This window comes from Micromonospora solifontis (genome assembly GCF_003725545.1).
Taxonomy (GTDB): Bacteria; Actinomycetota; Actinomycetes; order Mycobacteriales; family Micromonosporaceae; genus Micromonospora; species Micromonospora solifontis.
This window is the reverse complement of record NZ_RJLN01000011.1, coordinates 21,804-46,631: the sequence shown is the minus strand read 5'-3', so window position 1 is coordinate 46,631 and position 24,828 is coordinate 21,804. Positions and strand designations below refer to the sequence as shown.

16 protein-coding genes are annotated in these 24,828 nt (G+C 73.2%); 13 read left to right on the top strand and 3 right to left on the bottom strand.

Annotated features, from left to right (window positions below; all coding sequences use genetic code 11):
* Positions 1-19: 19 nt before the first annotated feature.
* A complete protein-coding gene (locus EFE23_RS06005) occupies positions 20-397 on the bottom strand; it encodes a PH domain-containing protein (RefSeq protein WP_123239934.1) in 378 nt (125 codons plus the stop codon).
* A 240-nt stretch (positions 398-637) separates the two neighbouring features.
* Between EFE23_RS06005 and EFE23_RS06000 the strand changes: the two genes are divergently transcribed.
* The gene (locus EFE23_RS06000) at positions 638-2,896 is read left to right on the top strand and encodes a bifunctional diguanylate cyclase/phosphodiesterase (RefSeq protein ID WP_233600888.1); all 2,259 of its coding nucleotides are present in this window, start codon (positions 638-640) and stop codon (positions 2,894-2,896) included.
* 28 nt (positions 2,897-2,924) lie between these two features.
* Here the strand turns inward: EFE23_RS06000 and EFE23_RS05995 are convergent, their stop codons facing one another.
* The gene (locus EFE23_RS05995; RefSeq protein WP_123239884.1) at positions 2,925-3,950 is read right to left on the bottom strand and encodes a LacI family DNA-binding transcriptional regulator; all 1,026 of its coding nucleotides are present in this window, start codon (positions 3,948-3,950) and stop codon (positions 2,925-2,927) included.
* Positions 3,951-4,331: 381 nt separating this feature from the next.
* Here EFE23_RS05995 and EFE23_RS05990 point away from each other — a divergent pair, with 381 nt between their 5' ends.
* The 7 genes from EFE23_RS05990 (at position 4,332) to EFE23_RS05960 (ending at position 14,336) form a co-directional block, all read left to right on the top strand.
* Positions 4,332-5,615 carry an ABC transporter substrate-binding protein gene (locus EFE23_RS05990; protein WP_123239883.1) on the top strand — a complete coding sequence of 428 codons (1,284 nt, stop codon included), beginning with the start codon at positions 4,332-4,334 and terminating at the stop codon, positions 5,613-5,615.
* An 82-nt stretch (positions 5,616-5,697) separates the two neighbouring features.
* Positions 5,698-6,711, top strand: a complete 1,014-nt coding sequence (locus tag EFE23_RS05985; protein ID WP_123239882.1) for a carbohydrate ABC transporter permease — start codon at positions 5,698-5,700, stop codon at positions 6,709-6,711.
* A gap of 53 nt (positions 6,712-6,764) precedes the next feature.
* Positions 6,765-7,607 (top strand): carbohydrate ABC transporter permease, encoded by an 843-nt coding sequence (locus tag EFE23_RS05980; RefSeq protein WP_373683964.1) that lies wholly within the window; start codon positions 6,765-6,767, stop codon positions 7,605-7,607.
* Positions 7,604-10,060, top strand: a complete 2,457-nt coding sequence (locus EFE23_RS05975) for a glycoside hydrolase family 2 protein (RefSeq protein ID WP_123239880.1) — start codon at positions 7,604-7,606, stop codon at positions 10,058-10,060. The genes EFE23_RS05980 and EFE23_RS05975 overlap by 4 nt, the downstream gene beginning before the upstream one ends.
* A complete protein-coding gene (locus tag EFE23_RS05970) occupies positions 10,057-12,039 on the top strand; it encodes a cellulase family glycosylhydrolase (RefSeq protein WP_123239879.1) in 1,983 nt (660 codons plus the stop codon). Before EFE23_RS05975 ends, EFE23_RS05970 begins: the two co-directional genes overlap by 4 nt.
* Before the next feature lie 204 nt (positions 12,040-12,243).
* Positions 12,244-12,582, top strand: coding sequence for an ArsR/SmtB family transcription factor (locus EFE23_RS05965; protein WP_013284484.1), 339 nt, complete (start codon positions 12,244-12,246; stop codon positions 12,580-12,582).
* Positions 12,583-12,626: 44 nt separating this feature from the next.
* Complete coding sequence (locus tag EFE23_RS05960) at positions 12,627-14,336, top strand: SulP family inorganic anion transporter (RefSeq protein WP_123239933.1); 1,710 nt, start codon at positions 12,627-12,629, stop codon at positions 14,334-14,336.
* Between the two features lie 101 nt (positions 14,337-14,437).
* Here EFE23_RS05960 and ilvD read toward each other — a convergent pair whose 3' ends face one another.
* Positions 14,438-16,285, bottom strand: coding sequence for a dihydroxy-acid dehydratase (ilvD, locus tag EFE23_RS05955; RefSeq protein WP_123239932.1), 1,848 nt, complete (start codon positions 16,283-16,285; stop codon positions 14,438-14,440).
* Between the two features lie 129 nt (positions 16,286-16,414).
* Between ilvD and EFE23_RS05950 the strand changes: the two genes are divergently transcribed.
* From EFE23_RS05950 to serA, 5 genes are all read left to right on the top strand, one after another.
* Positions 16,415-18,850 carry a putative bifunctional diguanylate cyclase/phosphodiesterase gene (locus EFE23_RS05950; RefSeq protein WP_204334863.1) on the top strand — a complete coding sequence of 812 codons (2,436 nt, stop codon included), beginning with the start codon at positions 16,415-16,417 and terminating at the stop codon, positions 18,848-18,850.
* A 181-nt stretch (positions 18,851-19,031) separates the two neighbouring features.
* Positions 19,032-20,918, top strand: coding sequence for an acetolactate synthase large subunit (locus EFE23_RS05945; RefSeq protein WP_123239877.1), 1,887 nt, complete (start codon positions 19,032-19,034; stop codon positions 20,916-20,918).
* 121 nt (positions 20,919-21,039) lie between these two features.
* On the top strand, positions 21,040-21,555 hold the full coding sequence (gene ilvN / locus EFE23_RS05940; protein ID WP_073832451.1) for an acetolactate synthase small subunit: 516 nt from the start codon (positions 21,040-21,042) through the stop codon (positions 21,553-21,555).
* 93 nt (positions 21,556-21,648) lie between these two features.
* Complete coding sequence (ilvC, locus tag EFE23_RS05935) at positions 21,649-22,662, top strand: ketol-acid reductoisomerase (RefSeq protein ID WP_123239876.1); 1,014 nt, start codon at positions 21,649-21,651, stop codon at positions 22,660-22,662.
* Positions 22,663-23,190: 528 nt separating this feature from the next.
* Entirely contained in the window at positions 23,191-24,789 is a 1,599-nt protein-coding gene (gene serA, locus EFE23_RS05930; RefSeq protein ID WP_123239875.1) for a phosphoglycerate dehydrogenase, read from the top strand.
* Positions 24,790-24,828 lie beyond the last annotated feature (39 nt).

Here is a 24,828-nt window from a genome sequence, read left to right as displayed (position 1 = left end):
GGATTCCGCCGCGACCGGCTCAGCTCGCGGGGTCGGTCAGCGGTTGGCCGGTGGCCGAGACCAGCCGGGGCAGGTCGGCGGCGCGTACCGCGGGGAGCACGAGCAGTTCGCCGTCGTCGAGCCGGGCGACCGCCCGGCCGCGGGCGTCGCCGGCCAGCTCGGCGATCCGGGTCCACGGGATCCGTCGCTGGCCCACGAGCGCGCGTAGCCGCAGTTCCCGGGCATCGGCGTCGGTGCCGGCCCGCCAGGCCCAGAGTGCGACCGCGAGCGGGACCAGCAGCACCCAGACCAGCCACCAGCGGGCGGTGGCCAGCGGGAGCGCGCCGATGAACGCGATGATCGCGGCGACCAGGATCGCCTGGTTGTGGCGGAAGCGGACGGTGTCGGCGCGGTTCACCCCCCGATGATCGCACCCGGTGGAGGCGCCGGTCCGGGCGGGCGGGACGATCGTGGCGTACGACGGCGATGTGAGCGAGGTCACTGATCGGTCCCGTAACCGCCTGCGTCCGGGATCGTTATGAGGCGTGGCCGTGCCGGCACCCCGCGCCGGCGTCGTCCGCGCCCGACCCCCGACCGCTGACTCCGCACGTCGCTCCGCAACCGCTCCGCCCCGTGCCCCCTCACGAAGGCGCCCGCCGTGCCCGTCAACCACCCCTCCGGCGACCCGCGTCGCCGACCGCCACTGCCCGAACTCCTCGTGTCGCTCGCCGGCGCGCTGTTCGTCCTGGCCGGTGCCGTCGGGCTCGCCCCGGCCCGGTCCGCCGCGGCGCTCGCCGTCGCCGCCGGTTGCGCCCTGGCGTGCGTCCGGCTCGCCTGGCTCGCCGGCGCCGCACCGGCACCCGACGGCCGCCGGACCCGCCGAATCGCGCTGTCCCGCCGGGCGGCGGCGCTGCTCGACGCGGCCGTCCTGGTCGCCGGGCTCACCGTGGCCGTGCTGCCGTTGACCGCCGCGTCGTACCGGCTGCCGGTGGCGGTGGGCGGCCTCGCCCTCAGCACCCCGCTGTACGCGGTGGCGCTGCTCCGCCTCCCCGGCCGGTCCCGGCTGTCCCGGGCGGAACGGCTCCGCCGGACCGTCGACGTCCTCGGGCTGGCGATCAGCCTGTTCTTCGCCTTCGTGGTGCTGCGGCCGCCCGGTCCGGTACCCGCGGCGGCGCGGGTCGTCACGGCCGGTGCCGCGATCGGGCTGGCCGTGCTGCTGGTGGGCGCGCTGACCGAGCGGCGGCGCCGGCCGGGCGCGGCCCGCTGCCTCGGCGGTGCCGCGGCCACCCTCGCCGGCCTCGCCCTGCTCGTGGTGCTGCTCGCCCACGACGCGCCCGCCGGGGCGACCCTCGCCGTGGCCCCGCCCCTGCTGCTCGGCGCGCTGCTCACCGAGGCGGGGGCCCGGCGTACCGCCGCCGGCGAGCGGGCCGGATCGGACGACGCGCCGGCCGCCTGGCCCGGGCTCACCGCGCCGGCCGCCATCGCGGCGCTCGCCGCCGGCCATCACCTGTCGACGGTCGGGGAGTTCACCGCCCCCGCGATGGCGCTCGGTCTGGCGGTCATCCCGCCGATGGTGCTCCGCGAGGTGCTCGCCGCCGCCGACCACCGCCGGCGCGCCGAGCGGCTGGCCGCCCACGAGGCACGCCTGCGGGCGCTCGCCGGTGCGGCCCGGCCGGCCGTCCCGGATCGCGGCGCGGATCCGCTCGCCCCGCTGGCCGACCGGCGCGAGCTGCTGCGCCGGCTCGTCGGCCGGGAGGGTGGCGCGCTGCTCGTCGTCGACCTGCTCGGCCTCGAGGACGGGACGGAGGTGGCCGCCCCGGTGCTGGCCGAGGCCGCCCGCCGGCTCCGCGCCGGGCCGGGCCGGGGCGATCTGGTGGCCCGGCTCGACGGCGCCGAGTTCGCCGTGCTCACCGACGTCGGGCCGGTGCTCGCGTACGCGCTGGGCACCCGGCTGGTGGCCGCGCTGGCCGAGCCGTACCCGTCCGGCGGCGGGCCGAGCCGGCTGCGGGTCGCCGTCGGGCTGGCCGAGACCACCGGGGGCGACCCGGAGGACGTGCTGCGCCAGGCCGAGCTGGCCCGGCGGCGGGCGGTGCAGCTCGGCGGGGACCGGGTCGAGTGGTACGACGCGTACCTGGAGGAGCAGCTGGTCCGCCGGCTCGACCTGGAACGGGAGCTGCCCGGCGCGGTGGCCCGGGGTGAGCTGGACCTGGTCTACCAGCCGGTGCTGGCGCTGGCGGACCGGCTGCCGGTGGGGACCGAGGCGCTGCTGCGCTGGCGCAGCCCGGTGCTCGGCACGGTGCTGCCGGAGGAGCTGCTGCCCGTCGCGGCGGACCTGGACCTGCTGGGCGAGGTCGGGCGGTGGGTGCTGGACCGGGCCTGCCGGCAGCTGGCCGACTGGTCCGACGGCCGCCGGCTGTGGATGGCGGTGAACGTGACCCCCCGCGAGCTGGCCGCACCGGACTTCGTGGCCCGTACGGCGACCGCCCTGGCCGCGTACGAGGTGCCGCCGGAGCGCCTGGTCGTGGAGGTGGCCGAGCCGGTGGTCGCCGCCGAGCTGCCCACGGTGGTGGCCCGGTTCGCCGGCCTGCGCTCGCTCGGCGTGCGTACCGCGCTGGACGACTTCCGGGCCGAGCACGCCTCCCTCGCGCAGCTCCGCCGGCTCCCCATCGACCTGCTCAAGGTCGGTCCGCACCTGGTCGGGCCGGCGCCCGACGGGCAGCGTCCGCTGATCGACGTGGTGGCCAACCTCGGCGACCGGCTCGGCCTCGAGGTGGTGGTCGAAGGGCTGGAGTCGGACGCCCAGGTGGCCGGGGCGCGCCGGGCCGGCTGCCGCTACGGACAGGGTTTCGCGCTCGCCCGGCCGGCCACCGCCGAACGGGTCGAGGCCTGGTTCGAGGAGTTCCCGACGCCGCGCTGAACTGGTTCAGGACCCGCGCTTAACCGGTTCATCGAGCCCGTGGCGGTGCGGTGCTGCCGCGCGGGGTGAGGTGCGCCGTCTCGTCCTGCACGCGGGTGACCGGCTCGCCCGCGATCACCGCCAGCAGTTGCCGCGCGGCGTGTGCCCCGTACGCCGGGATGTCTCGGCCCAGCGCGGTCAGCGGCGGGTGCACCAGCTGGCAGAGCGGGGAGTCGTCCCAGGCGACGATGGACAGGTCGCCCGGCACGGCCAGGCCCATCTCCTGGGCGACGGAGAGCCCGGCGATCGCCATCACGTCGTTGTCGTAGATGACCGCGGTGGGCCGGTTGGCGGAGCTGAGCAGCCGCCGGGTGGCCCGGGCGCCCTCCTCGCCGGTGTAGTCGGACCAGACCGTGGTCGCGTCGTCGAGCCCGAGCCGGCGGCACACCTCGGTGAACGCGTCGGTGCGGATCTCGGTGTGCAGCAGCGAGGGCAGGCCGCCGACCCGGGCGATCCGCCGGTGTCCGAGGGCGACCAGGTACTCGACGGTCTCCACCAGCGCGGCGGCGTCGTCGGACCAGACGCTGGTCAGGTTGCCGGTGTGGCCGGGCCCGCCGATCACCACGGCGGGCAGTTGCAGCTCCTCCAGCGCCGGCACCCGTTGGTCGTCGGTGCGCAGGTCGCAGACGAACACGCCGTCCACCCGCCGCTCGGCCCACCACCGGCGGTAGACCGCGATCTCCGCCTCCTGGTCGGCCACCACCTGCAGGGTCAGCGCGTACGAGCGGGCCGACAGCTCGGCCTCGACGCCGCTGATCAGCTCCATGAAGAACGGCTCGATGCCCAGTATCCGGGCGGGCCGGCAGAGGGCCAGGCCGACCGCCTTGGCGGTGGCGCCGGAGAGCGCCCGGGCGGCGCTGCTCGGGCTGAACCCGATCTCGGCGGCGATGGCCAGGATGCGCTGGCGGGTCGCCTCGGACACGCCGGGCTGCCCGTTCAGCGCGTACGACACCGCACCCTTGGAGACCCCGGCCCGCCGGGCGACGTCGGCGATGGTCGGCCGCTTCACCGGCATGTTCCTCCACTGTGTCCGGCCCCTGGGGGGCGAGTCCTGCGCCGCCGGGGTGGCCGGCGGCTGTCACGCTACTGCAACGCCCCCGGCGGCGGTCCGCACGCCCGGGGCTCTCGTGACTGGACCGTACAGCCCGCCACTTGTTCGGTTAAGCGTACGACCTCGGCCGCCGGTTTCCGCCGGGCCGCCGCTCACGATTTTGCTTCGGAGAGCGCTTCACCACGCATGGTCGCGCTCCCACAGCCTCGGAAAGATTACGGGACGGCCTCGCTGTTAACCGGCCGTTGACAGTGTCCGGGGTCACCCGTACGGTGTGCTCACTTATCCGGTTCAGTCAACGTCTCTCGATCTCGGGAGCGTTCCCATTTGGCGCGGAGGAATGACATGAAACGGTCCTGGACGCACTGGGCCCGGGCGGCCACCGTGGGTGCCGTCAGCCTGGTCATGGTCGCGGCGTGCAGTGGCAAGAGCACCACCGGCGGCTCGGACGCGGCCGGCGGGCAGGTCACCTTGAAAATCAATTTCTGGGGCGACTTCGGCCTGACCGACCTCAAGACCAAGTACGAGGCCGCGCACCCGAACGTCAAGATCCAGCTCAACTCGGGCGAGTACAACGCCCAGCACGAGGACCTGCAGAAGAAGCTCGTCGCCGGCAACGGCGCGCCGGACATCGCGGCGATCGACGAGGGCTTCATGGTCCAGTTCCGCAGCCAGTCCGACAAGTTCGTCAACCTGCTCGACAAGGGCGCCGGCTCGTACGAGAGCAAGTACCTGCCCTGGAAGTGGAAGCAGTCCCTGTCGGCCGACGGCAAGACCCAGATCGGCCTCGGCACCGACGTCGGCGGCCTGGCCATGTGCTACCGGACCGACCTGTTCAAGGCCGCCGGCCTGCCCACCGACCGCGACCAGGTCTCCGCGCTCTGGCCCACCTGGGACAAGTTCATCGAGGTCGGCCAGCAGTACACCACCAAGACCAAGAAGAAGTTCATCGACTCGGGCACCAACCTGTTCAACCCGATCCTCGGCCAGCAGCCGGTCGGCTTCTTCAACGATCAGGAGCAGCTGCAGATGGACGGCGGCCCCAAGGTCGCCTTCGACTACACCATCAGGGCCATCCAGGCCGGCCTGTCGGCCAACCTGGCCAGCTTCCAGGCCGACTGGGACAAGGGCTTCACCAGCGGCTCCTTCGCCGTGCTCGCCTGCCCGGCGTGGATGCTCGGCCACATCAAGGACACCGCGCCCGGCACCCAGGGCAAGTGGGACATCGCCGCGGTGCCCGGCGGCGGCGGCAACTGGGGCGGCTCGTTCCTGACCATCCCGAAGCAGGGCAAGCACGTCGACGAGGCGTACAAGCTGCTGGAGTGGCTGGTCCAGCCGGAGCAGCAGATCGAGATCTTCAAGAAGGTCGGCAACCTGCCGTCGCAGCCGGCGCTCTACTCGGACCCGGCGATCGCCGACTTCAAGAACCCGTTCTTCAACAACGCCCCGGTCGGGCAGATCTTCCCGAAGATGGCCCAGGGTCTCACCCCGCAGTACCTCGGCAAGAAGAACGGCCCGACCCGGGTCGCGGTCGAGAACGTCATCACCCGGGTGCAGAACAAGAGCCTGAAGCCGGACGCCGCCTGGGGCGAGGCGGTCAAGCAGGCCGAGAAGGCCGCCAACTCCTGACGCAGCACGGGTGGCGGAGCGGGCGGTGACCCGCTCCGCCACCGCCTCACCCGTCACCCCATCTCGGCCCTGGAGTGTTCCGATGTCCACCACCCGTGCCGCGCCCGCGTCGTCGAGCCACCGATCCGCGCCGAGGCGCGGCCGCTCCGGGGGCGACGACCGGCGGCTGACCTGGCGCAACCGGCTGTACCGCTTCGACATGCGCTACATGCCGTACCTGATGATCGCGCCGTTCTTCCTGCTCTTCATCGTGTTCGGGCTCTTCCCGCTGCTGTTCAACGCGGTGGTCTCGCTGCGCAACTACCGGCTCGACGACCCGACGCTGCCGTACTGGGCGGGCTTCGCGAACTTCAGCAAGCTCGTCGGCGACGAGGACTTCTGGAACGCCCTCTACAACACCTTTGGCATCTTCCTGCTCTCCTCGGTGCCCCAGCTGCTGCTCGCCCTCGTGGTCGCCTCGCTGCTCAACCGCCGGCTGCGGGCGCAGACCTGGTGGCGGGTCGGCGTGCTGCTGCCGTACGTCACGCCGATCGTCGCCTCGACGATGGTGTTCAGCGTCTTCTTCTCCCGCGACTTCGGCATGGCCAACTGGGTGCTCGGCCTGTTCGGCCTCGGCGGTCCGGACGACCCGATCGACTGGCGGGCCGACAAGCTGCACTCCTGGATCGCCGTCGCCACGATGGTCAACTGGAAGTGGATCGGCTACAACGCCCTGCTCTACCTGGCCGCGATGCAGTCCATCCCGCGCGACGTCTACGAGGCGGCCGCGATCGACGGCGCCGGCCCGTGGAAGCAGCTCTGGCGGATCACCGTGCCGATGATCCAGCCGGTCGTGCTGTTCACGGTCATCCTCTCCACCATCGGCGGGCTCCAGCTCTTCACCGAGCCGATGCTCTTCGACCCGAACGCGCAGGCCGCCACCGGCGGCCCCAACGGCGAGTGGCAGACCATCGCCCAGCTCATCTACAAGGTCGGCTGGAAGGACCTCAACCTCGGCTACGCCGCGGCGATGTCCTGGGCCCTCTTCCTGATCATCCTGATCGTCGCCGGCATCAACTACGTGCTGACGAACCGACTGTCCGGAGGGCGCAAATGACCGCCGTGGCACCCCCGCGTACCGCCACCCCGGCCCGGCGCAAGCCGCGGTTGATGGCCCGGGCCCCGCAGGACACCCCGGCCGGGTTCTGGACCTACCTCTTCCTCGCGGTGACCCTGCTGTTCGCCGCGTTCCCGCTGTACTGGATGTTCGTCATCGCGACCAGCAACGACGAGGCCCTCGCGAAGCTGCCGCCGGCGATCATCCCGGGCGACCGGTTCATGACCAACGTCGACGAGGTCTTCTCGCTCCAGGACGTCTACTTCGCGGCCTCGCTGGTCAACAGCGTCATCGTCTCGACCGTGGTCACCGCCTCGGTGCTCTTCTTCTGCTCCCTGGCCGGGTTCGCCTTCGCCAAGCTGCGGTTCAAGGGCAGCAGCGCGCTGATGCTGTTCGTGGTGCTCACCCTGACCGTGCCCAACCAGCTCGGCATCGTGGCGCTCTACATCGTGATGGGCAAGCTCGGCTGGAACGGCACCCTGCTCGCGGTCATCGCCCCCGGCCTGGTCACCGCGTTCGGCGTGTTCTACATGCGGCAGTTCATCGTCAACACCGTCCCGGACGAGCTGGTCGAGTCGGCCCGGATGGACGGCGCCACCACCATGCGGGTGTACGCCAACATCGTGCTGCCGGCGATCCGCCCGGCCCTGGCGGTGCTCGGCCTGCTCACCTTCGTGGCCACCTGGAACGACTTCCAGTGGCCGCTGATCACGCTGAGCGGCACCGACTTCCCGACCTCCATGGTGGCGGTCTCCGACCTGGCCAGTGGCAACTACGTGATCTACCGGCGGGTGCTGGCGGGCGCGTTCATCGCGACCGTCCCCCTGCTGGTCATGCTGTTCATCGGTGGACGCCAGATCGTCCGCGGAATCATGGAAGGCGCGGTGAAGTCGTGACCCGGCAGACGTTGCACGACGGTTGGGTGCTGCGGGCCGTACCCGGTCCGCAGGTGCCGCCGGAGATCGCCGACCAGGCGGTCCCGGCCACCGTGCCCGGCTGCGTGCACACCGACCTGCTGGCGGCCGGCCTCATTCCCGACCCGTACCTGGACGACAACGAGAACCGGCTCGGCTGGATCGGGCGGACCGACTGGGTCTACGAGACCACCTTCGCCTGGCAGCCCGGCGACGACGACCGGGTCGACCTGGTCTGCGCCGGCCTGGACACGGTCGCCACGGTCATCCTCAACGGCGCCGACATCGGCCGTACCGAGAACCAGCACCGCGGCTACCGGTTCGCCGTCGGGTCACTGCTGCGACCCGGCGACAACACGCTGGCCGTCCGCTTCGACTCGCCGTACCGCTACGCCGAGGCGCACCGCGAGCGGCTCGGTGACCGGCCCAACGCGTACCCCGAGCCGTTCAACTTCATCCGCAAGACCGCCTGCAACTTCGGCTGGGACTGGGGACCGACGGTGGTGACCGCCGGCGTCTGGCAGGAGATCGGGTTGCACGCCTGGTCCACGGCCCGGCTGGCGTCGGTGCGGCCGCTGGTCACCGTCGCCGACGGCACCGGCCGGGTGGAGCTGCACGTCGAGGTCGAGCGGGTGACCGACGCGCCGCTGACCGTGCACGCCACCGTGGCCGGCGCGGCCGTCGAGGTCACCGTCCCGGCGGGGGAGCGCACGGCCGTGGCGTCGCTCACCGTCGCGGACCCCGAGCTGTGGTGGCCCGTCGGGTACGGCGCGCAGCCCCTGCACGACCTGGCGGTGACCCTCCGCACCGGGGACGGTCGGGCGCTGGACGGCTGGTCCCGTCGGATCGGCTTCCGCTCGGTCCGCCTGGACACCACCCCCGACGCGCACGGCACTCCGTTCGTGCTGCACGTCAACGACGTGCCGGTCTTCGTCAAGGGCGTCAACTGGATCCCCGACGACGCGTTCCCCAACCGGGTCACCCGGCAGCGGCTGGCCGAGCGGTTCGCCCAGGCCCTCGGGGCGAACGTCAACCTGCTGCGGATCTGGGGCGGCGGCCGGTACGAGTCGGACGACTTCTACCAGCTGGCCGACGAGCGCGGCCTGCTGGTGCAGCAGGACTTCCTCTTCGCCTGCGCGGCGTACCCGGAGGAGGAGCCGTTCCGCACCGAGGTCGAGGCGGAGGCCCGTGAACAGGTCAGCCGGCTCGCGAGCCACCCGTCGCTGGTGCTCTGGACCGGCAACAACGAGAACATCTGGGGCTGGCACGACTGGGACTGGCAGGAGCCCCTCGCGGGCCGCACCTGGGGCCGGGGCTACTACCTGGAGCTGCTGCCCGCGATCGTGGCGGAGCTGGACCCGACCCGGCCCTACTGGCCGGGCAGCCCCTGGTCGGGCAGCGAGGAGATCCACCCCAACGACCCGGCGCACGGCACCATGCACATCTGGGACGTCTGGAACACCGACGACTACACGAAGTACCGGGAGTACCTGCCGCGCTTCGTGGCCGAGTTCGGCTACCAGGCGCCCCCGGCGTACGCGACCCTGCGGCGGGCCCTCTCCGACGAGCCGCTCGCCCACGACTCGCCGGGGATGGCCCACCACCAGAAGGCGATCGACGGGGACCGGAAGCTCCAGCGCGGCCTGGACGCCCACCTGCCGGCGCCCGCCGACTTCGACGACTGGCACTACCTCACCCAGCTCAACCAGGCCCGGGCCATCCAGCTCGGGGTCGAGCACTTCCGCGCGCACCGGCCGGTCTGCGCCGGCACCATCGTCTGGCAGCTCAACGACTGCTGGCCGGTCACCTCCTGGGCGGCGGTGGACGGCGACGGCCGGCGCAAGCCGCTCTGGTACGCGCTGCGCCGCGCGTACGCCGACCGGCTGCTCACCGTGCAGCCACGCGACGGCGGACTGGCGGTGGTGGCCGTCAACGAGACCGGCTCGGCGTGGCAGGCGCCGGCCACGGTCACCCGGCTCACCCTGGCCGGGGAGCCGAGGGCGAAGACCTCGGTCGACCTGGACGTCCCCGCGTACTCCTCGGTGGTGCTGGCGCTGCCTGCGGAGCTGGCGCGGCCGGACGACGCCCGCCGCGAGCTGCTGGTCGCGGAGGCCGGCGACAGCGCGGAGCGGGCGCTGTGGTTCTTCGCCGAGGACCGGGAGATCGACTGGCCGGCGGCCGAGCTGGACGCGTCCGTCGAGCCGGCCGGCGACGGCCAGCGGGTCCGGGTGACGGCCCGGACGGTGCTGCGCGACCTGACCTTGTATCCGGACCGGCTCGACCCGGCCGCGCAGGTCGACCAGGCGCTGGTCACCCTGCTGCCGGGGGAATCGGCGACGTTCACCGTGCACGCGGACGCCCCGCTCGACCCGGTGGCGCTGACCCGCCGGCCGGTGCTGCGCTGCGTCAACGACATCACCGGAGGTACGGCATGAGGCGGCGACTGGCCGGCGTGCTGCTGGCCCTGACCGGGCTGCTCGCGGCGACGGGGATGGCCGGCGCGCCCGCCGCGGCGGCCGACCGGCACGACAGCGGGTTCGTGGTGCGCGAGGGCGGCCGGCTCTTCCTCGACGGGAAGCCGTTCCGGTTCGCCGGGACGAACAACTACTACCTGGAGTACAAGTCCCGCACGATGGTCGACGACGTCTTCGCCGACGCGAAGGCGGCCGGGTTCACCGTGCTGCGGCACTGGGCCTTCCTCGACATCGGCACCCCGGGCGGCACCGACTCGGTGTCCGGCCCCTCCGACGGGGTGTGGTTCCAGTACTGGGACGGCACCAGGCCGGCCTACAACGACGGCCCGGACGGGTTGCAGCGCCTGGACTACGTGCTCTGGGCCGCCCGGCGGGCCGGCGTCAAGGTGGTGATCCCGCTGACCAACAACTGGCGGGACTTCGGCGGCATGGACCAGTACGTCCGCTGGCGTGGCGGCACGTACCACGACGACTTCTACACCGACCCGGTGATCCGGGGCTGGTACCGGGACTGGATCTCGCACGTGCTGAACCGGGTCAACCCGCTGACCGGGGTGGCCTACCGGGACGACCCGACGGTCCTGGCGTGGGAGTTGGCGAACGAGCCGCGCTGCAAGGGCTCCGGGGTGTACCCGACCTCGCCCACCTGCTCCACCGCCACCCTCACCACCTGGGCCGACGAGATGAGCCGGCACGTCAAGGCGGTCGACCGGCAGCACCTGGTCGGCGTCGGCGACGAGGGCTTCTTCTGCGACGGCCCGGCCGCGACGGACTGGACGGTCAACTGCGGTGAGGGCGTCGACACGGTGGCGCTTGCGGCGCTGCCCGCGGTGGACCTCGCCGGCTACCACCTCTACCCCGACCACTGGGACAAGGACGCCGACTGGGGCGTGGCCTGGATCGAGCGGCACAGCCGGGAGGCCGAGCGGATCGGCAAGCCGGTCATGCTGGGCGAGTTCGGCTGGGCCGACAAGGCCACCCGCAACCCGGTCTACCAGCGCTGGACCGACGCGGTGATCCGCAGCGGTGGCGACGGCCTCCTCTACTGGATCCTCTCCGGCGTCCAGGACGACGGCACCCTCTACCCGGACTACGACGGCTACACCGTCTACTGCCCGAGCCCGGTCTGCACCACGCTGGGCAACGCGGCGGAGACCATCCGGCGCGGGTACCGGCCGCGCCCGCCGGTCGCCGACCACGACGCCGCGACCACCGAGGCCGGCACGCCGGTCACCCTCACCCCGACCGGCAACGACATCGCGTACGCCGGCCCGGTGCGGCCGTCCACCGTTGACCTCGACCCCTCGGCGTACGGCCAGCAGCGCTCGTTCGTCGCCCCCGGCGGCTCCTTCACCCTGGCCGCGTCCGGGGAGGTCGTCTTCACCCCGGCGGAGGGGTTCCAGGGCAAGGCGGCCGGGCACTACACCGTCCGGGACGCCGCGGGCCGGGTGTCGAACGTCGCCGACCTGACCGTCACCGTCAAGCCGGCGCCCGGGGACCCGATCCGGCTCGCGTCCTGGGAGACCGGGGTCGAGGGCTGGGCACCCGGCAGCTGGCAGACCGACGCCGGCACGGTGGCGCAGACCGCCGCCTTCCACACCGACGGGGCGTACGGGCTGGAGGTGGCGGCCACCGGCGGCGGTTGGTTCGGGGTGACCCTGCCCGCCCCGGTCGACCTGTCCGCCAAGGCCACCCTCCGGTACGACCTGCGCACCTCGGCCACGGCCGGCACCTCGACGGCCATCGCCCTGCAGACCGGTTCCGGGTTCGCCTGGTGCCAGTCGGCCTTCGGCTGGGTGGGCCAGGGCACCACCACCACGGTGGAGGTGGACCTGCTCAACCAGATGTCCTGCGACACCTCGGCCCTGGCCGACGTCCGCGGGGTGCTCATCTGGGTCAGCCCGGGCACCCACGACCTGGATAACCTCCGGGCCGAGTGAGCCGGGACCGCCACACCGGCGCCGGATCGGTGCCGGTGTGGCGGCGCGACCTCCTGGGACCGACATGTCTCAGCGACATGATCATGTCGCTGAGACATGTCGGTGTCCCCGGCGGCCTCCGCCGGGCCTCCGGATGACCTTGTCCCTGCGACTTGAAGAATTCTGCAAGTGCTAAAGTCTTCAAGGTCTCGGGGAGGGATGTTCATGTCGGTGCCGCTGTACCAGGCGAAGGCGGAGCTGTTCCGCACTCTCGGCCACCCGGTCCGGATCCGGGTGCTCGAACTGCTCCAGGACGGGCCGAAGCCGGTCCGTGACCTGCTGGCCGCCATCGACGTCGAGGCGTCCAACCTCTCCCAGCAGCTCGCCGTGCTCCGCCGCGCCGGCATGGTCACCTCGTACCGGGACGGGCCGCTGGTGATGTACGCGCTCAGCACCCCGGACGTGGCCGACCTGCTCGCCGCCGGCCGACGCATCCTCGGCGCGGTGCTCACCGACCGGGACGCCCTCCTCGACGAACTCCGCGCCTCCGGGACGGACCGGTGAGCAGCGAGACGATCGAGCACGCTCCCCGGGGCCGCGCGACGGCGCTGGACGCCGCCCGGGAGCGGATCCTCGGGCTGCTGCCCGGGCGGGCCGACTGGACGAGCGCCCGCCGCTCGCCGCGGCGGGACCTCCTCGCCGGGCTCACCGTGGCCGTGGTGGCGCTGCCCCTGGCGCTCGCCTTCGGCGTCACCTCCGGCCTCGGCGCGACGGCGGGCCTGGTCACCGCCGTGGTCGCCGGGGCCGTCGCGGCGGTCTTCGGCGGGTCCAACCTGCAGGTCTCCGGCCCCACCGGGGCGATGACCGTGGTGCTGGTGCCGGTGGTGCAGCGCTTCGGCGCCGAGGGTGTGCTGATGGTCGGCGCGCTGGCCGGGCTGCTGCTGATCGCCCTGGCCCTGGCCCGCCTCGGCCGGTACGTCCGCTACCTGCCGGCCCCGGTGATCGAGGGCTTCACCGCCGGCATCGCCGTGGTCATCGCCCTGCAACAGGTGCCGGCCGCGCTCGGCGTCACCGACGCTCACGGCGAGAAGGTCTGGGCGGTGGCCGCCGACGCGGTCGTCCGGTTCGCCGTACACCCCCGGCCCGTCGCCGTCGCGGTCGCCCTCGGCGTGGCGGCGCTGATGCTCCTCGGCGCCCGGTGGCGGCCCGCGGTGCCGTTCTCCCTGCTCGGGGTGGCCGCCGCCACGGTCCTCGCCGAACTGGCCCCGATCGACCTGGTCCGGATCGGCACCCTGCCGCAGGGGCTGCCCGCGCCGTCGCTGGACTTCGTGGACGTCGGCGCGCTGGGCACGCTGCTGCCCAGCGCCGTCGCGGTCGCCGCGCTGGCCGCCCTGGAGAGCCTGCTCTCCGCGACCGTGGCGGACGGGATGACCGTCGGCCAGCGGCACGATCCCGACCGGGAACTCTTCGGCCAGGGCCTGGCCAACCTGGCCGCCCCGCTGTTCGGCGGCACCCCCGCCACCGCCGCCATCGCCCGTACCGCGGTGAACGTGCGGGCCGGGGCGTCCTCCAAGCTCGCCGCGCTCACCCACGCCGTCGCCCTCGCCGCGATCGTCCTCGCCGCCGCCCCGCTGGTCGGCCGCATCCCACTCGCCGCCCTGGCCGGGGTGCTGCTCGCCACCACCGTCCGGATGGTGGAGGCGGCCTCCCTGCTGGCGCTGGTGCGGGCCACCCGGGCCGACGCGGTGGTGCTGGTGCTGACCTTCGCGGTCACGGTGATCTGGGACCTGGTCACCGCGGTGGTGGTCGGGCTCGCCGTGGCGGTCGTCCTCGCCCTGCGCGCGGTGGCCCGCAGCGCCCGGCTCGAACAGGTGCCGCTCGACCAGGGCGAGCACAGCGCCGAGGAGCACGCCCTGCTCGCCGAGCACATCGTCGCGTACCGGCTGGACGGGCCGCTCTTCTTCGCCGCCGCGCACACCTTCCTGCTGGAGCTGGCCGAGGTGGCCGACGTCCGGGTGGTGATCCTGCGGATGTCCCGGGTGTCCACCATCGACGCCACCGGCGCGCAGGTGCTCGGCGACGCCATCGCCCGGCTGCGCGGCCGGGGGATCACCGTGCTGATCTCCGGCATCACCCCCGGCCACGACCAGGTGCTCAGCACCCTCGGCGTCGCCGACGAGCTGCGCCGCGACGGCCTGGTCTTCCCGGACACCCCGGCCGCCATCCGGCACGCCCGGGCGGTCGCCCTCACGGACGCCCCGCCTAGCCGGGCAGGGCGCCCAGACCGGCCAGCAGCTCCCACCGCTCGGCGTCGGTGAGCACCGCGTACGCGGGCTCGTCCCGGCGGTCGGTGTCCCTGGGAACGGCGTTAGGAAGGGGCCCCTGCTATGCCGTAGGCGTTAGCAGGGGGCCCCTCCTTTCACTCCGGCACCCGCCGGTACGCGCCGTCGCTGGCCGAGGTGGCCATCGAGGCGTACGCGCGCAGGGCGGCGGACACCGGCCGCTGCCGGTCGGCCGGAGTGTACGGGCGGTCGCGCTTCTCCTCCTCCACCCGGCGCGCCTGGAGCACGTCGTCCGGCACGTTCAGCTGGATCGACCGGGCGGGGATGTCGATGACGATCTCGTCGCCCGCGCGCACCAGCGCGACCAGGCCGCCCGAGGCCGCCTCCGGGGAGACGTGGCCGATGGACAGCCCGGAGGTGCCGCCGGAGAAGCGGCCGTCGGTGAGCAGCGCGCAGGACCGGCCCAGCCCGCGGCCCTTGAGGAACGAGGTGGGGTAGAGCATCTCCTGCATGCCGGGGCCGCCCTTCGGGCCCTCGTACCGGATCACCACCACGTCGCCGGCGACGATCTCCTTGGCCAGGATCGCCGACACCGCGTCGTCCTGCGACTCGTAGACCTTGGCCGGCCCGCGGAAGGTCAGGCACTCCTCGGAAACCCCGGCGGTCTTCACCACGCAGCCGTCCGGTGCCAGGTTACCGAACAGGATGGCCAGCCCGCCGTCCGCGCTGTACGCGTGCTCCCGGTCCCGCACGCAGCCGCCCGCCGCGTCGGTGTCCAGTGACGACCAGCGGTTGGTGGTGGAGAAGGGCTCGGTGGTGCGCACGCCGCCGGGGGCGGCGTGGAACAGCTCGACGGCCTCGCGGGTCGCCGAGCCGCCGCGGACGTCCCAGTCGGCGAGCCACCGGGCCAGGCTGGGGGAGTGCACGGCGTGCACGTCCCGGTTGAGCAGGCCGGCGCGGTCCAGCTCGCCGAGGATGGCCGGGATGCCGCCGGCCCGGTGCACGTCCTCCATGTGGTACTGCGGCGAGTTCGGCGCGACCTTGGCCAGGCAGGGCACCCGGCGGGAGATGGCGTCGATGTCGGCCACGCTGAAGTCCAGCTCCGCCTCGCGGGCGGCGGCGAGCAGGTGCAGCACGGTGTTGGTGGAGCCGCCCATCGCCACGTCGAGGGCGACGGCGTTCTCGAACGCGGCCCGGCCGGCGATCGCGCGGGGCAGCACGGAGGCGTCGTCCCCCTCGTACCAGCGCTTGGCGATCTCCACGGCGGTGCGGCCGGCCTCGACGAAGAGCGACCGGCGGGCCGCGTGGGTGGCCAGGGTCGAGCCGTTGCCGGGCAGGGCGAGGCCGATCGCCTCGGTGAGGCAGTTCATCGAGTTGGCGGTGAACATGCCGGAGCAGGAGCCGCAGGTCGGGCAGGCGGAGCGCTCGATCTCGCCGAGCTGGTCGTCGGTGACCGCCTCGTTCGAGGACGCGATCATGGCGTCGATCAGGTCGATCTTGGAGTGCACCACGCCCTCGATCGCCACCGTCTTGCCGGCCTCCATCGGGCCGCCGGAGACGAACACCGTCGGGATGTTCAGCCGCAGCGCGGCCAGCAGCATGCCCGGGGTGATCTTGTCGCAGTTGGAGATGCAGACCAGGGCGTCCGCGCAGTGCGCGTTGACCATGTACTCCACCGCGTCGGCGATCAGCTCCCGGCTGGGCAGCGAGTAGAGCATCCCGCCGTGCCCCATCGCGATGCCGTCGTCGACGGCGATGGTGTTGAACTCCCGGCCCACCCCGCCGGCCTCGGCCACCGCGTCGGCGACCAGGCCGCCGAGGTCCTTGAGGTGTACGTGACCGGGGACGAACTGGGTGAAACTGTTGGCGATGGCGACGATCGGCTTGCCGAAGTCGTCGTCGGTCATCCCGGTGGCCCGCCACAGGGCACGGGCACCGGCCATCGTCCGACCGTGGGTGGAGGTCCTCGACCGCAGCTCAGGCATGTCCACCAGTCTGGCACCGTCGGCGCGGCGCCCCCAGGGCATGCGCACCGTGTCCCAACAGTTGCGCACCCGGTGCCCCACGGAGTGCGCGCATCCGGCACAGTTGAGGTCGTGCACTTCCCCCCGGGCATGCTCGCCGCCGCGGTGCTGAGCGGGCTCGTCGCCGTCGGCGGCACCGCGTTGCTGGCCGCGTCCGCCCGCCGTCGGGGCGGCCCGCACCGACCGGCGTACGCGCTGCTCGCCGCGGCCGCCGGCGGTGCGCTGCTCAGCCTGCTGGCCGGGCTCACCGGCGCGCTGGCCGCCAGCGACCACTGGGCGCACCAGCAGGGGCAGCGCACCGGGTGGGCGACCCTGGTCTCGGTCGGCACCACGATCAGCGGGATGGCCCTCGGCGTGGCGCTGCTCCGGCTGCTCGGCGCGGCGGCCACCCGGGCCGCCACCGCCCGCCTGCTGCTGGATGGCCTGATCATGGCCAGCGCGCTCTGGTTCGTCGGCTGGGTGGTCTTCACCGAGCCCACCCGGCTGCTCGGCGCGGTGACCCCGATGGCCTGCGTACCGATCGTGCTGGCCACGGTGAGCGCCGCGCTGGCCGCCGGGCTCACCCTGATCATGGTGCTCCGGGCCGTGCCGCCGCGCGGCCGGCTCGCCCTGCTCGGGGCCGGGGTGACCGGGGTGACCGCCGGCGGCCTGGGCCTGTCCGCCGGGCTCTGCCAGGCCGGTCCGGGCATGGCGGCCACCGGCGCCGCGCTGCTCGCCACCGGCCTGCTCGCCGTGGCCGTGGCCGTGCACCGGGTCGACCTGCCCGGCCAGGTCGACGTCGACCTGATCCGCCGCGACGGCGAGTACGCCTTCGTGCCGATGTTCGCGATGGCCGCCTCGGCGATGTACCACCTCGCCCAGGGCGGCCGGTTCGACGCGTTCGGCATCGTGGCCGGCAGCGTCGAGGGCTTCGCCCTGGTGACCCGGCAGTACCTGGCCCTCAACGACGTGCGCGGCTACGCCGGCCGGCTGGCCGAGCGGGAGGCGCACTTCCGGGAGCTGGCGCACACCGACCCGCTGACCGGCCTGGCCAACCGGCGCGGGCTGCTGCGGGCGCTGCACCGGTGCGCCGAGGCGGGGTTGCCCTGCGTGCTGCTCGGGATGGACCTGGACGGCTTCAAGAACGTCAACGACATGCGCGGCCACGACGTCGGCGACGCGGTGCTGGCCGAGGTCGGCCGGCGGCTGCGCGGCAACCTGCGCCCCGGGGACCTGGCCGCCCGGCTCGGCGGCGACGAGTTCGCGGTGCTGATGCCCGGCGGCAGCGACCCGGGCCCGGTCGCCGAGCGGCTGCTCGGGGTGCTCGGCCGCCCGTACGAGGAGCCGGACGGGCCGGTCTTCCTCTCGGTCAGCATCGGGGTGGCCGCCGACACCGGGGAGACCGACGTCGAGCTGCTGCTGCGCAACGCCGACCTGGCGCTGCGCTACGCCAAGCAGCGGGGCAAGAACCGGATCGAGCGCTACGACGCCACCTACGACCACCTGCTGAGCCGGCGGACCAGGCTGGAGCACGAGCTGCGCGGGGCGATCGAGCGCGACGAGCTGCGCCTGGTGTTCCAGCCGGTGGCCTCGCTGCCCTCGGTCCGCCCGGTGGGGGCGGAGGCGTTGCTCCGCTGGCACCACCCCGAGCTGGGCAACGTCCGGCCGGACGAGTTCATCCCGCTCGCCGAGGAGTGCGGGATGATCTCGAAGCTCGGCGCGTGGGTGCTGCACCAGGCCTGCTACCAGCTCTCCCGCTGGCTGGCCGACGGGCACGACGTCTGGGTCTCGGTGAACGTGTCCCCGCGCGAGCTGCACGCCCCGGAGTACGTGGTCCAGGTCGCCGAGGCGCTGCGCGCCCACCACGTACCGCCGCAGCGGCTGGTGCTGGAGGTCACCGAGCACGCGGTCGCCACCGACCTGGACGAGCTGATCCGCCGGCTCAGCGCGCTGCGCCGCACCGGCGTGCGGATCGCGCTGGACGACTTCGGGGCCGGCTACTCCTCGCTGGGCCAGCTGCGCCGGCTGCCGATCGACATCCTGAAGCTCGACCACAGCCTGGTCGCCGAGCACGAGCCGGTCCGGCCGGTGGGCCGGGACGGCCCGGCGTTCGCCCCGATGGTGGACATCGCGCTGCGCCTCGGGCACCACTTCGGCCTGGAGGTGATCGCCGAGGGCGTCACCAACCCGACCGAGCTGGCCGCCGTGGTCGCGGCGGGCTGCCGGTTCGGTCAGGGCGCGCTCTTCGGCTGGGGAGTACCGGCCGAGCACCTGGAGGCGATGCTGGAGGCGGCCAGCTCGCCGGGGGCGCGGCCGGCCACGCTGCCCCCGCCCCCACCGGCCCCGCCGGTGCGGTCCACCCCGTCGCCGCTGCTGCCCCGACTGCGGTCCAATCCACCCCGGTCGGTGCCCGCCCCGCGTACCTCCATCGAGGGATCTTCGCAGGTGGCGCCGACGGTCGAGAGCGCGTCCGGGCCCGACACGCCCACGTCCGTGCACCAGAATGTGGGATCAGTTGACTCATCGCGTGAGATGCGTCAGGCTTAGCCCCATGTCGTCGAACCGGTCGCTGCGAGTACTTACCTGAGCGCACTCTCCGCCATCGAGAGTGCGCTGGCCCCGTGCATCTGCACGTGGGCTTTTTTGTTGCCGTCGGACCATCGCCGGGGCGCCCGCGTCCCACCGCAGACAAGCGCATCACCCACTCCAGCCGAAGGCCTGAACCGCCATGACGAGACCCACGCCCGAGACCCTCGCCCACTCCGCCCGGCGAGCCCGCCCGGCCGCCGAGCCGGCGGGTGACACCGACCACGCCCCCACCCCCCGCACCGCGTCCGCCCCGGCCGCCCCGGCCGTACGGCAGGCCGCCCCGGCGCAGGTCTCCGGCGCCGGCTCGCTGGTGCGGTCGCTCGAGGCGCTCGGCGTCGACGTCGTCTTCGGCATCCCGGGCGGCGCGATCCTGCCGGCGTACGACCCGCTCTACGACTCCACCGTCCGGCACATCCTGGTCCGCCACGAGCAGGGCGCCGGGCACGCCGCCACCGGCTACGCCCAGGCCACCGGCAAGGTGGGCGTCTGCATGGCCACCTCCGGCCCGGGCGCGACCAACCTGGTCACCCCGATCGCCGACGCGTACATGGACTCGGTGCCGCTGGTGGCGATCACCGGCCAGGTCGCCCGCCCCTCGATCGGCACGGACGCCTTCCAGGAGGCGGACATCCAGGGCATCACCCTGCCGATCACCAAGCACAACTTCCTGGTCCAGACCGCCGACGAGATCCCGCGGGTCCTCGCCGAGGCGTTCCACCTGGCCTCGACCGGACGGCCCGGCCCGGTGCTGGTGGACATTCCCAAGGATGTCCTCCAGGCGCCGACCACCTTCGCCTGGCCGCCCACCCTGGACCTGCCCGGCTACCGGCCGACCCTGCACCCGCACGGCAAGCAGATCCGCGAGGCGGCCCGGCTGATGTCCACCGCCCGCCGCCCGGTGCTCTACGTCGGCGGCGGCGTGCTCAAGGCCGGTGCCACCGAGGGGCTGCGCCGGCTGGCCGAGCTGACCGGCATCCCGGTGGTCACCACCCTGATGGCGCTCGGCGCGTTCCCCGACTCGCACCGGCAGCACCTGGGCATGCCCGGCATGCACGGCACCGTCGCGGCGGTCTACGGCCTGCAGAAGGCCGACCTGATCGTCGCGCTCGGCGCCCGCTTCGACGACCGGGTCACCGGCCGGCTTGACTCGTTCGCCCCGGACGCCACCGTCGTGCACGCCGACATCGATCCCGCCGAGATCGGTAAGAACCGGCACGCGGACGTGCCGATCGTCGGCGACGCCAAGCACGTGATCGACGAGCTGATCGCCGCGGTCACCACCGAGCGGGCGGCCCGCCCGGCCGCCGAGCTCGCCGACTGGTGGACCCAGCTCGACGACCTGCGCAAGCGGTACCCGCTGGGCTACGAGGAGCCGGCCGACGGCACCCTCTCGCCGCAGTACGTGATCAAGCGGCTGGGCGAGATCGCCGGCCCGGACACCGTCTACGTGGCGGGCGTCGGCCAGCACCAGATGTGGGCCAGCCAGTTCATCTCCTACGAGAAGCCGTACACCTGGCTCAACTCCGGCGGCCTCGGCACCATGGGGTACGCCGTCCCGGCGGCGATGGGCGCCAAGGTCGGCAAGCCGGACACCACGGTCTGGGCGGTGGACGGCGACGGCTGCTTCCAGATGACCAACCAGGAGCTGGCCACCTGCGCCCTGGAGGGCATCCCGATCAAGGTCGCCGTGATCAACAACGGCAACCTGGGCATGGTCCGGCAGTGGCAGACCCTGTTCTACGGGGAGCGCTACTCCAACACCGAGCTGGGCACCCACAAGCACCGCATCCCGGACTTCGTCAAGCTGGCCGAGGCGCTCGGCTGCGTGGGCCTGCGCTGCGAGAACGCCGCCGACGTGGACAAGACCATCGCGGCCGCCATGGAGATCAACGACGCTCCGGTGGTCATCGACTTCGTGGTCGGCAAGGACGCCATGGTCTGGCCGATGGTGGCCGCCGGCACCAGCAACGACGAGATCATGTTCGCCCGGGGCGTCCGCCCCGACTTCGACGAGGACGAGCTCTAGTCATGACCGAATGCACCGAGCGCAGCGAGGGCCATGAGGGCATGACGAGGAAGGCGCCGGTCATGACCGAATGCACCGAGCGCAGCGAGGGCCATGAGGGCATGACGAGGAAGGCACAGCCATGACGATGCACACCTTGTCGGTGCTTGTCGAGAACAAGCCGGGCGTGTTGGCGCGGGTGTCGGGGCTGTTCTCCCGGCGGGGCTTCAACATCGACAGCCTCGCCGTCGGGGAGACCGAGAACCCGGACGTCTCCCGGATCACCATCGTGGTCAACGCCGAGTCGTCCCCGCTGGAGCAGGTCACCAAGCAGCTCAACAAGCTGGTCAACGTACTGAAGATCGTGGAGCTGGACCCGCAGGTCTCGGTGGCCCGGGAGCTGCTGCTGGTCAAGGTCCGGGCGGACCGCAACGCCCGCGGGCAGGTGCTGGAGACGGTGAACCTGTTCCGCGCCCGGGTGGTCGACGTCGCCCCGGACACGCTGACCATCGAGGCCACCGGCACCCCGGACAAGCTCGACGCGCTGCTGCGGGACCTGGAGCCCTTCGGCATCAAGGAGATGGTCCAGTCCGGCACCGTGGCGATCGGGCGCGGCTCGCGTTCGATCACCGCCGGCCCCGCCCTGCGCGCCGCCTGAGCACGACCCGGGGGCGCGGCGTCGCGCCACCCGGACCCGCACCGCACGGATTCACGACGGGCCGCCGGGCGCCGTCGTACGAAAGGGAAGTCAATGAGCGTTGAGGTGTACTACGACGATGACGCCGACCTGGGCCTGATCCAGGCCCGCAAGGTCGCCGTGATCGGGTACGGCAGCCAGGGTCACGCCCACGCGCTGTCGCTGCGCGACTCGGGCGTCGACGTGGTGATCGGCCTGCCCGCCGGCTCCAAGAGCCGGCCGAAGGCCGAGGAGCAGGGCCTGCGGGTGCTCACCCCGGCCGAGGCGGCGGCCGAGGCCGACGTGATCATGATCCTGGCGCCGGACACCGCGCAGCGCGGCCTGTACGCGGAGTCGATCGCGCCCAACCTGGCCCCCGGCAAGGCGCTCTTCTTCGGGCACGGCTTCAACATCCGGTACGGCCTGATCAAGCCCCCGGCGGACGTGGACGTGGCGATGGTCGCCCCGAAGGGCCCCGGTCACCTGGTCCGCCGCCAGTACGTCGACGGCAAGGGTGTGCCCTGCCTGGTCGCCGTCGAGCAGGACGCCAGCGGCAACGCCTTCGGCCTGGCCCTGGCGTACGCCAAGGCGATCGGCGGCACCCGCGCCGGGGCGATCAGGACCACCTTCACCGAGGAGACCGAGACCGACCTCTTCGGCGAGCAGGCGGTGCTCTGCGGCGGCGCGGCGGCGCTGGTGCAGACCGGCTTCGAGGTGCTCACCGAGGCCGGCTACGCCCCCGAGGTGGCCTACTTCGAGTGCCTGCACGAGCTGAAGCTGATCGTCGACCTGATGTACGAGGGCGGCATCGCCCGGATGCGCTACAGCATCTCGGACACCGCCGAGTACGGCGACCTCTCCCGCGGCCCCCGGGTCATCGACTCCCGGGTCAAGGAGGAGATGCGCAAGATCCTCGGCGAGATCCAGTCCGGCGAGTTCGCCCGTGAGTGGGTGGCCGAGGACGAGGCCGGCCGGCCGAACTTCGCCAAGTGGCGGGCGGAGGGCGCGGCGCACCCGATCGAGGAGACCGGGCAGAAGCTGCGGGCCATGATGAGCTGGGTGGACCGGCCCATCACCGAGACCGCCTGACGAGCATCCCCGCACGGGGGTACCGCGGCCCGCGACCCGACGCTCTCCCCGGCGTCCGGTCGCGGGCCGCGCCCATGCCCGCCCCCGGCCCGCCCGTCCGCGTTGATCGACTCGGGGTGCGGCATCCCGGGGTGTCCCCGCGCCGCGTGGGCCCGGGATGCCGCAGTCCGAGTTGATCTCGTCCATCAGGTGGGACCGGGTGACCGACGCCTCGGCCCGCGGGGCCCGGTGGCCCGCCCGGGACCGGCCTGGCCCGGAAGGGGCACGAGCGGGCCCCGAGCGCGGCCCGGCGGGTGAACCGGGGGTGACGGACGTGGGGCGGACGTGGGGCGGGCGTGCGGCGGGCGTGGGGCGGGGGCTGTGTGAGGGCGCTCACCCCGCGGTCCGGGGCACACCGCCGGAACCGCCCCCTACGATCCTTCCTAGGTGCGTAATCGGCACCTGACGGCCATGGCACGGATCAGCGCAGGGCGCAGCGCGGCGTCCCGACGCCCCGGGCCGACCGATACCGAGCGTCTACGAGGACCGATGAATCCTGTCGTACTGATCGCCGAAGAACTCGCACCCGCCGCCATCGAGGTGCTCGCGCACGACTTCGACGTGCGCCACGTCGACGGCACCGACCGCCCGGCCCTGCTCTCCGCCCTCTCCGAGGCCGACGCGGTGATCGTACGCAGTGCCACCCAGATCGACGCCGAGGCGATCGCGGCCGCGCCGCGGCTGAAGGTGGTCGCCCGCGCCGGCGTCGGCCTGGACAACGTCGAGGTGCCGGCCGCCACCGCGCGCGGCGTCATGGTCGTCAACGCGCCGACCTCCAACATCGTCTCCGCCGCCGAGCAGGCCGTCGCGCTGCTGCTCGCCGTCGCGCGGAACACCGCCAGCGCCAGCTCCGCGCTGAAGGCGGGGGAGTGGAAGCGGTCGAAGTACACCGGCGTCGAGATCCAGGGCAAGACCGTGGGCGTCGTCGGCCTCGGCCGGATCGGCGTGCTGTTCGCGCAGCGCATCGCCGCGTTCGGCACCCGGCTCATCGCGTACGACCCGTACATCCAGCCGGCCCGCGCGGCCCAGCTCGGGGTCCGCCTGGTCGGGCTGGAGGAGCTGCTGCGGGAGAGCGACTTCATCTCGATCCACCTGCCCAAGACGCCGGAGACGGTGGGCCTGATCGGCGAGAAGGAGCTGGCGATCGTCAAGCCGGGCGTCCGGATCGTCAACGCCGCCCGCGGCGGCCTGGTCGACGAGCAGGCCCTGGCCGACGCGATCGCCGAGGGCCGGGTCGCCGGCGCCGGCGTCGACGTGTACGCCAAGGAGCCCTGCACCTCCTCGCCGCTGTTCGCCTTCGACAACGTGGTGGCCACCCCGCACCTGGGTGCGTCCACCCACGAGGCGCAGGACAAGGCCGGCCTCGCCGTGGCGAAGAGCGTCAAGCTGGCGCTGCAGGGCGAGTTCGTGCCGGACGCGGTGAACGTGCAGGCCGGCGGTGTGGTCGCGGAGGACGTCCGGCCGCTGCTGCCGCTGGCCGAGAAGCTGGGCCGGGCCTTCACCGCGGTGGCCGGCGGGGTGGCCGCCAGCGTCACCGTCGAGGTGCGCGGCGACATCGTCAACCACGACGTCTCGGTGCTCAAGCTCGCCGCCACCAAGGGGCTGTTCAGCTCGGTGGTGGAGGAGCAGGTCACCTACGTGAACGCGCCGCACCTGGCCGCCGAACGCGGCGTGGAGGTGGCGCTGAGCACCCAGGCCGAGACCGTGGAGCACCCCAACCTGGTGACGGTGCGCGGTGCGCTGCCGGACGGCCGGACGGTCAGCGTCTCCGGCACGGTGACCCACACCGGCACCCGGGACGTCATCAAGCTGACCGAGGTGGACGGTTTCGACGTGGAGATCGGCGCGGAGGGCATCCTGGTCTTCCTGCGCTACGTCGACCGGCCGGGCGTGGTCGGCACCGTCGGCACCCTGCTCGGCGAGGCCGGCGTCAACATCGCCGCCATGCAGGTCGCGCGGCGGGAGGCCGGTGGCGAGACGCTGATGACGCTCACCGTCGACCAGGCGCTCGGCGCCGACCTGCTCAGCTCGGCCGCCGACTCGATCGGCGCGGTCGCGGCCAGCGCCGCCGACCTGCGCGACGAGTAGGTCCGGACAGGGCGGATCGGGGCCCGGCCGGACGGCCGG

Coding starts and splice junctions, on each gene's coding strand:
- EFE23_RS05985 (WP_123239882.1), top strand. CDS start 5,698: ATGTCCACCACCCGTGCCGCGCCCGCGTCGTCGAGCCACCGATCCGCG.
- EFE23_RS05970 (WP_123239879.1), top strand. CDS start 10,057: ATGAGGCGGCGACTGGCCGGCGTGCTGCTGGCCCTGACCGGGCTGCTC.
- ilvD (WP_123239932.1), bottom strand. CDS start 16,285: ATGCCTGAGCTGCGGTCGAGGACCTCCACCCACGGTCGGACGATGGCC.
- EFE23_RS05965 (WP_013284484.1), top strand. CDS start 12,244: ATGTCGGTGCCGCTGTACCAGGCGAAGGCGGAGCTGTTCCGCACTCTC.
- ilvN (WP_073832451.1), top strand. CDS start 21,040: ATGACGATGCACACCTTGTCGGTGCTTGTCGAGAACAAGCCGGGCGTG.
- EFE23_RS05945 (WP_123239877.1), top strand. CDS start 19,032: ATGACGAGACCCACGCCCGAGACCCTCGCCCACTCCGCCCGGCGAGCC.
- EFE23_RS05950 (WP_204334863.1), top strand. CDS start 16,415: ATGCTCGCCGCCGCGGTGCTGAGCGGGCTCGTCGCCGTCGGCGGCACC.
- serA (WP_123239875.1), top strand. CDS start 23,191: ATGAATCCTGTCGTACTGATCGCCGAAGAACTCGCACCCGCCGCCATC.
- ilvC (WP_123239876.1), top strand. CDS start 21,649: ATGAGCGTTGAGGTGTACTACGACGATGACGCCGACCTGGGCCTGATC.
- EFE23_RS05990 (WP_123239883.1), top strand. CDS start 4,332: ATGAAACGGTCCTGGACGCACTGGGCCCGGGCGGCCACCGTGGGTGCC.
- EFE23_RS05995 (WP_123239884.1), bottom strand. CDS start 3,950: ATGCCGGTGAAGCGGCCGACCATCGCCGACGTCGCCCGGCGGGCCGGG.
- EFE23_RS05980 (WP_373683964.1), top strand. CDS start 6,765: ATGGCCCGGGCCCCGCAGGACACCCCGGCCGGGTTCTGGACCTACCTC.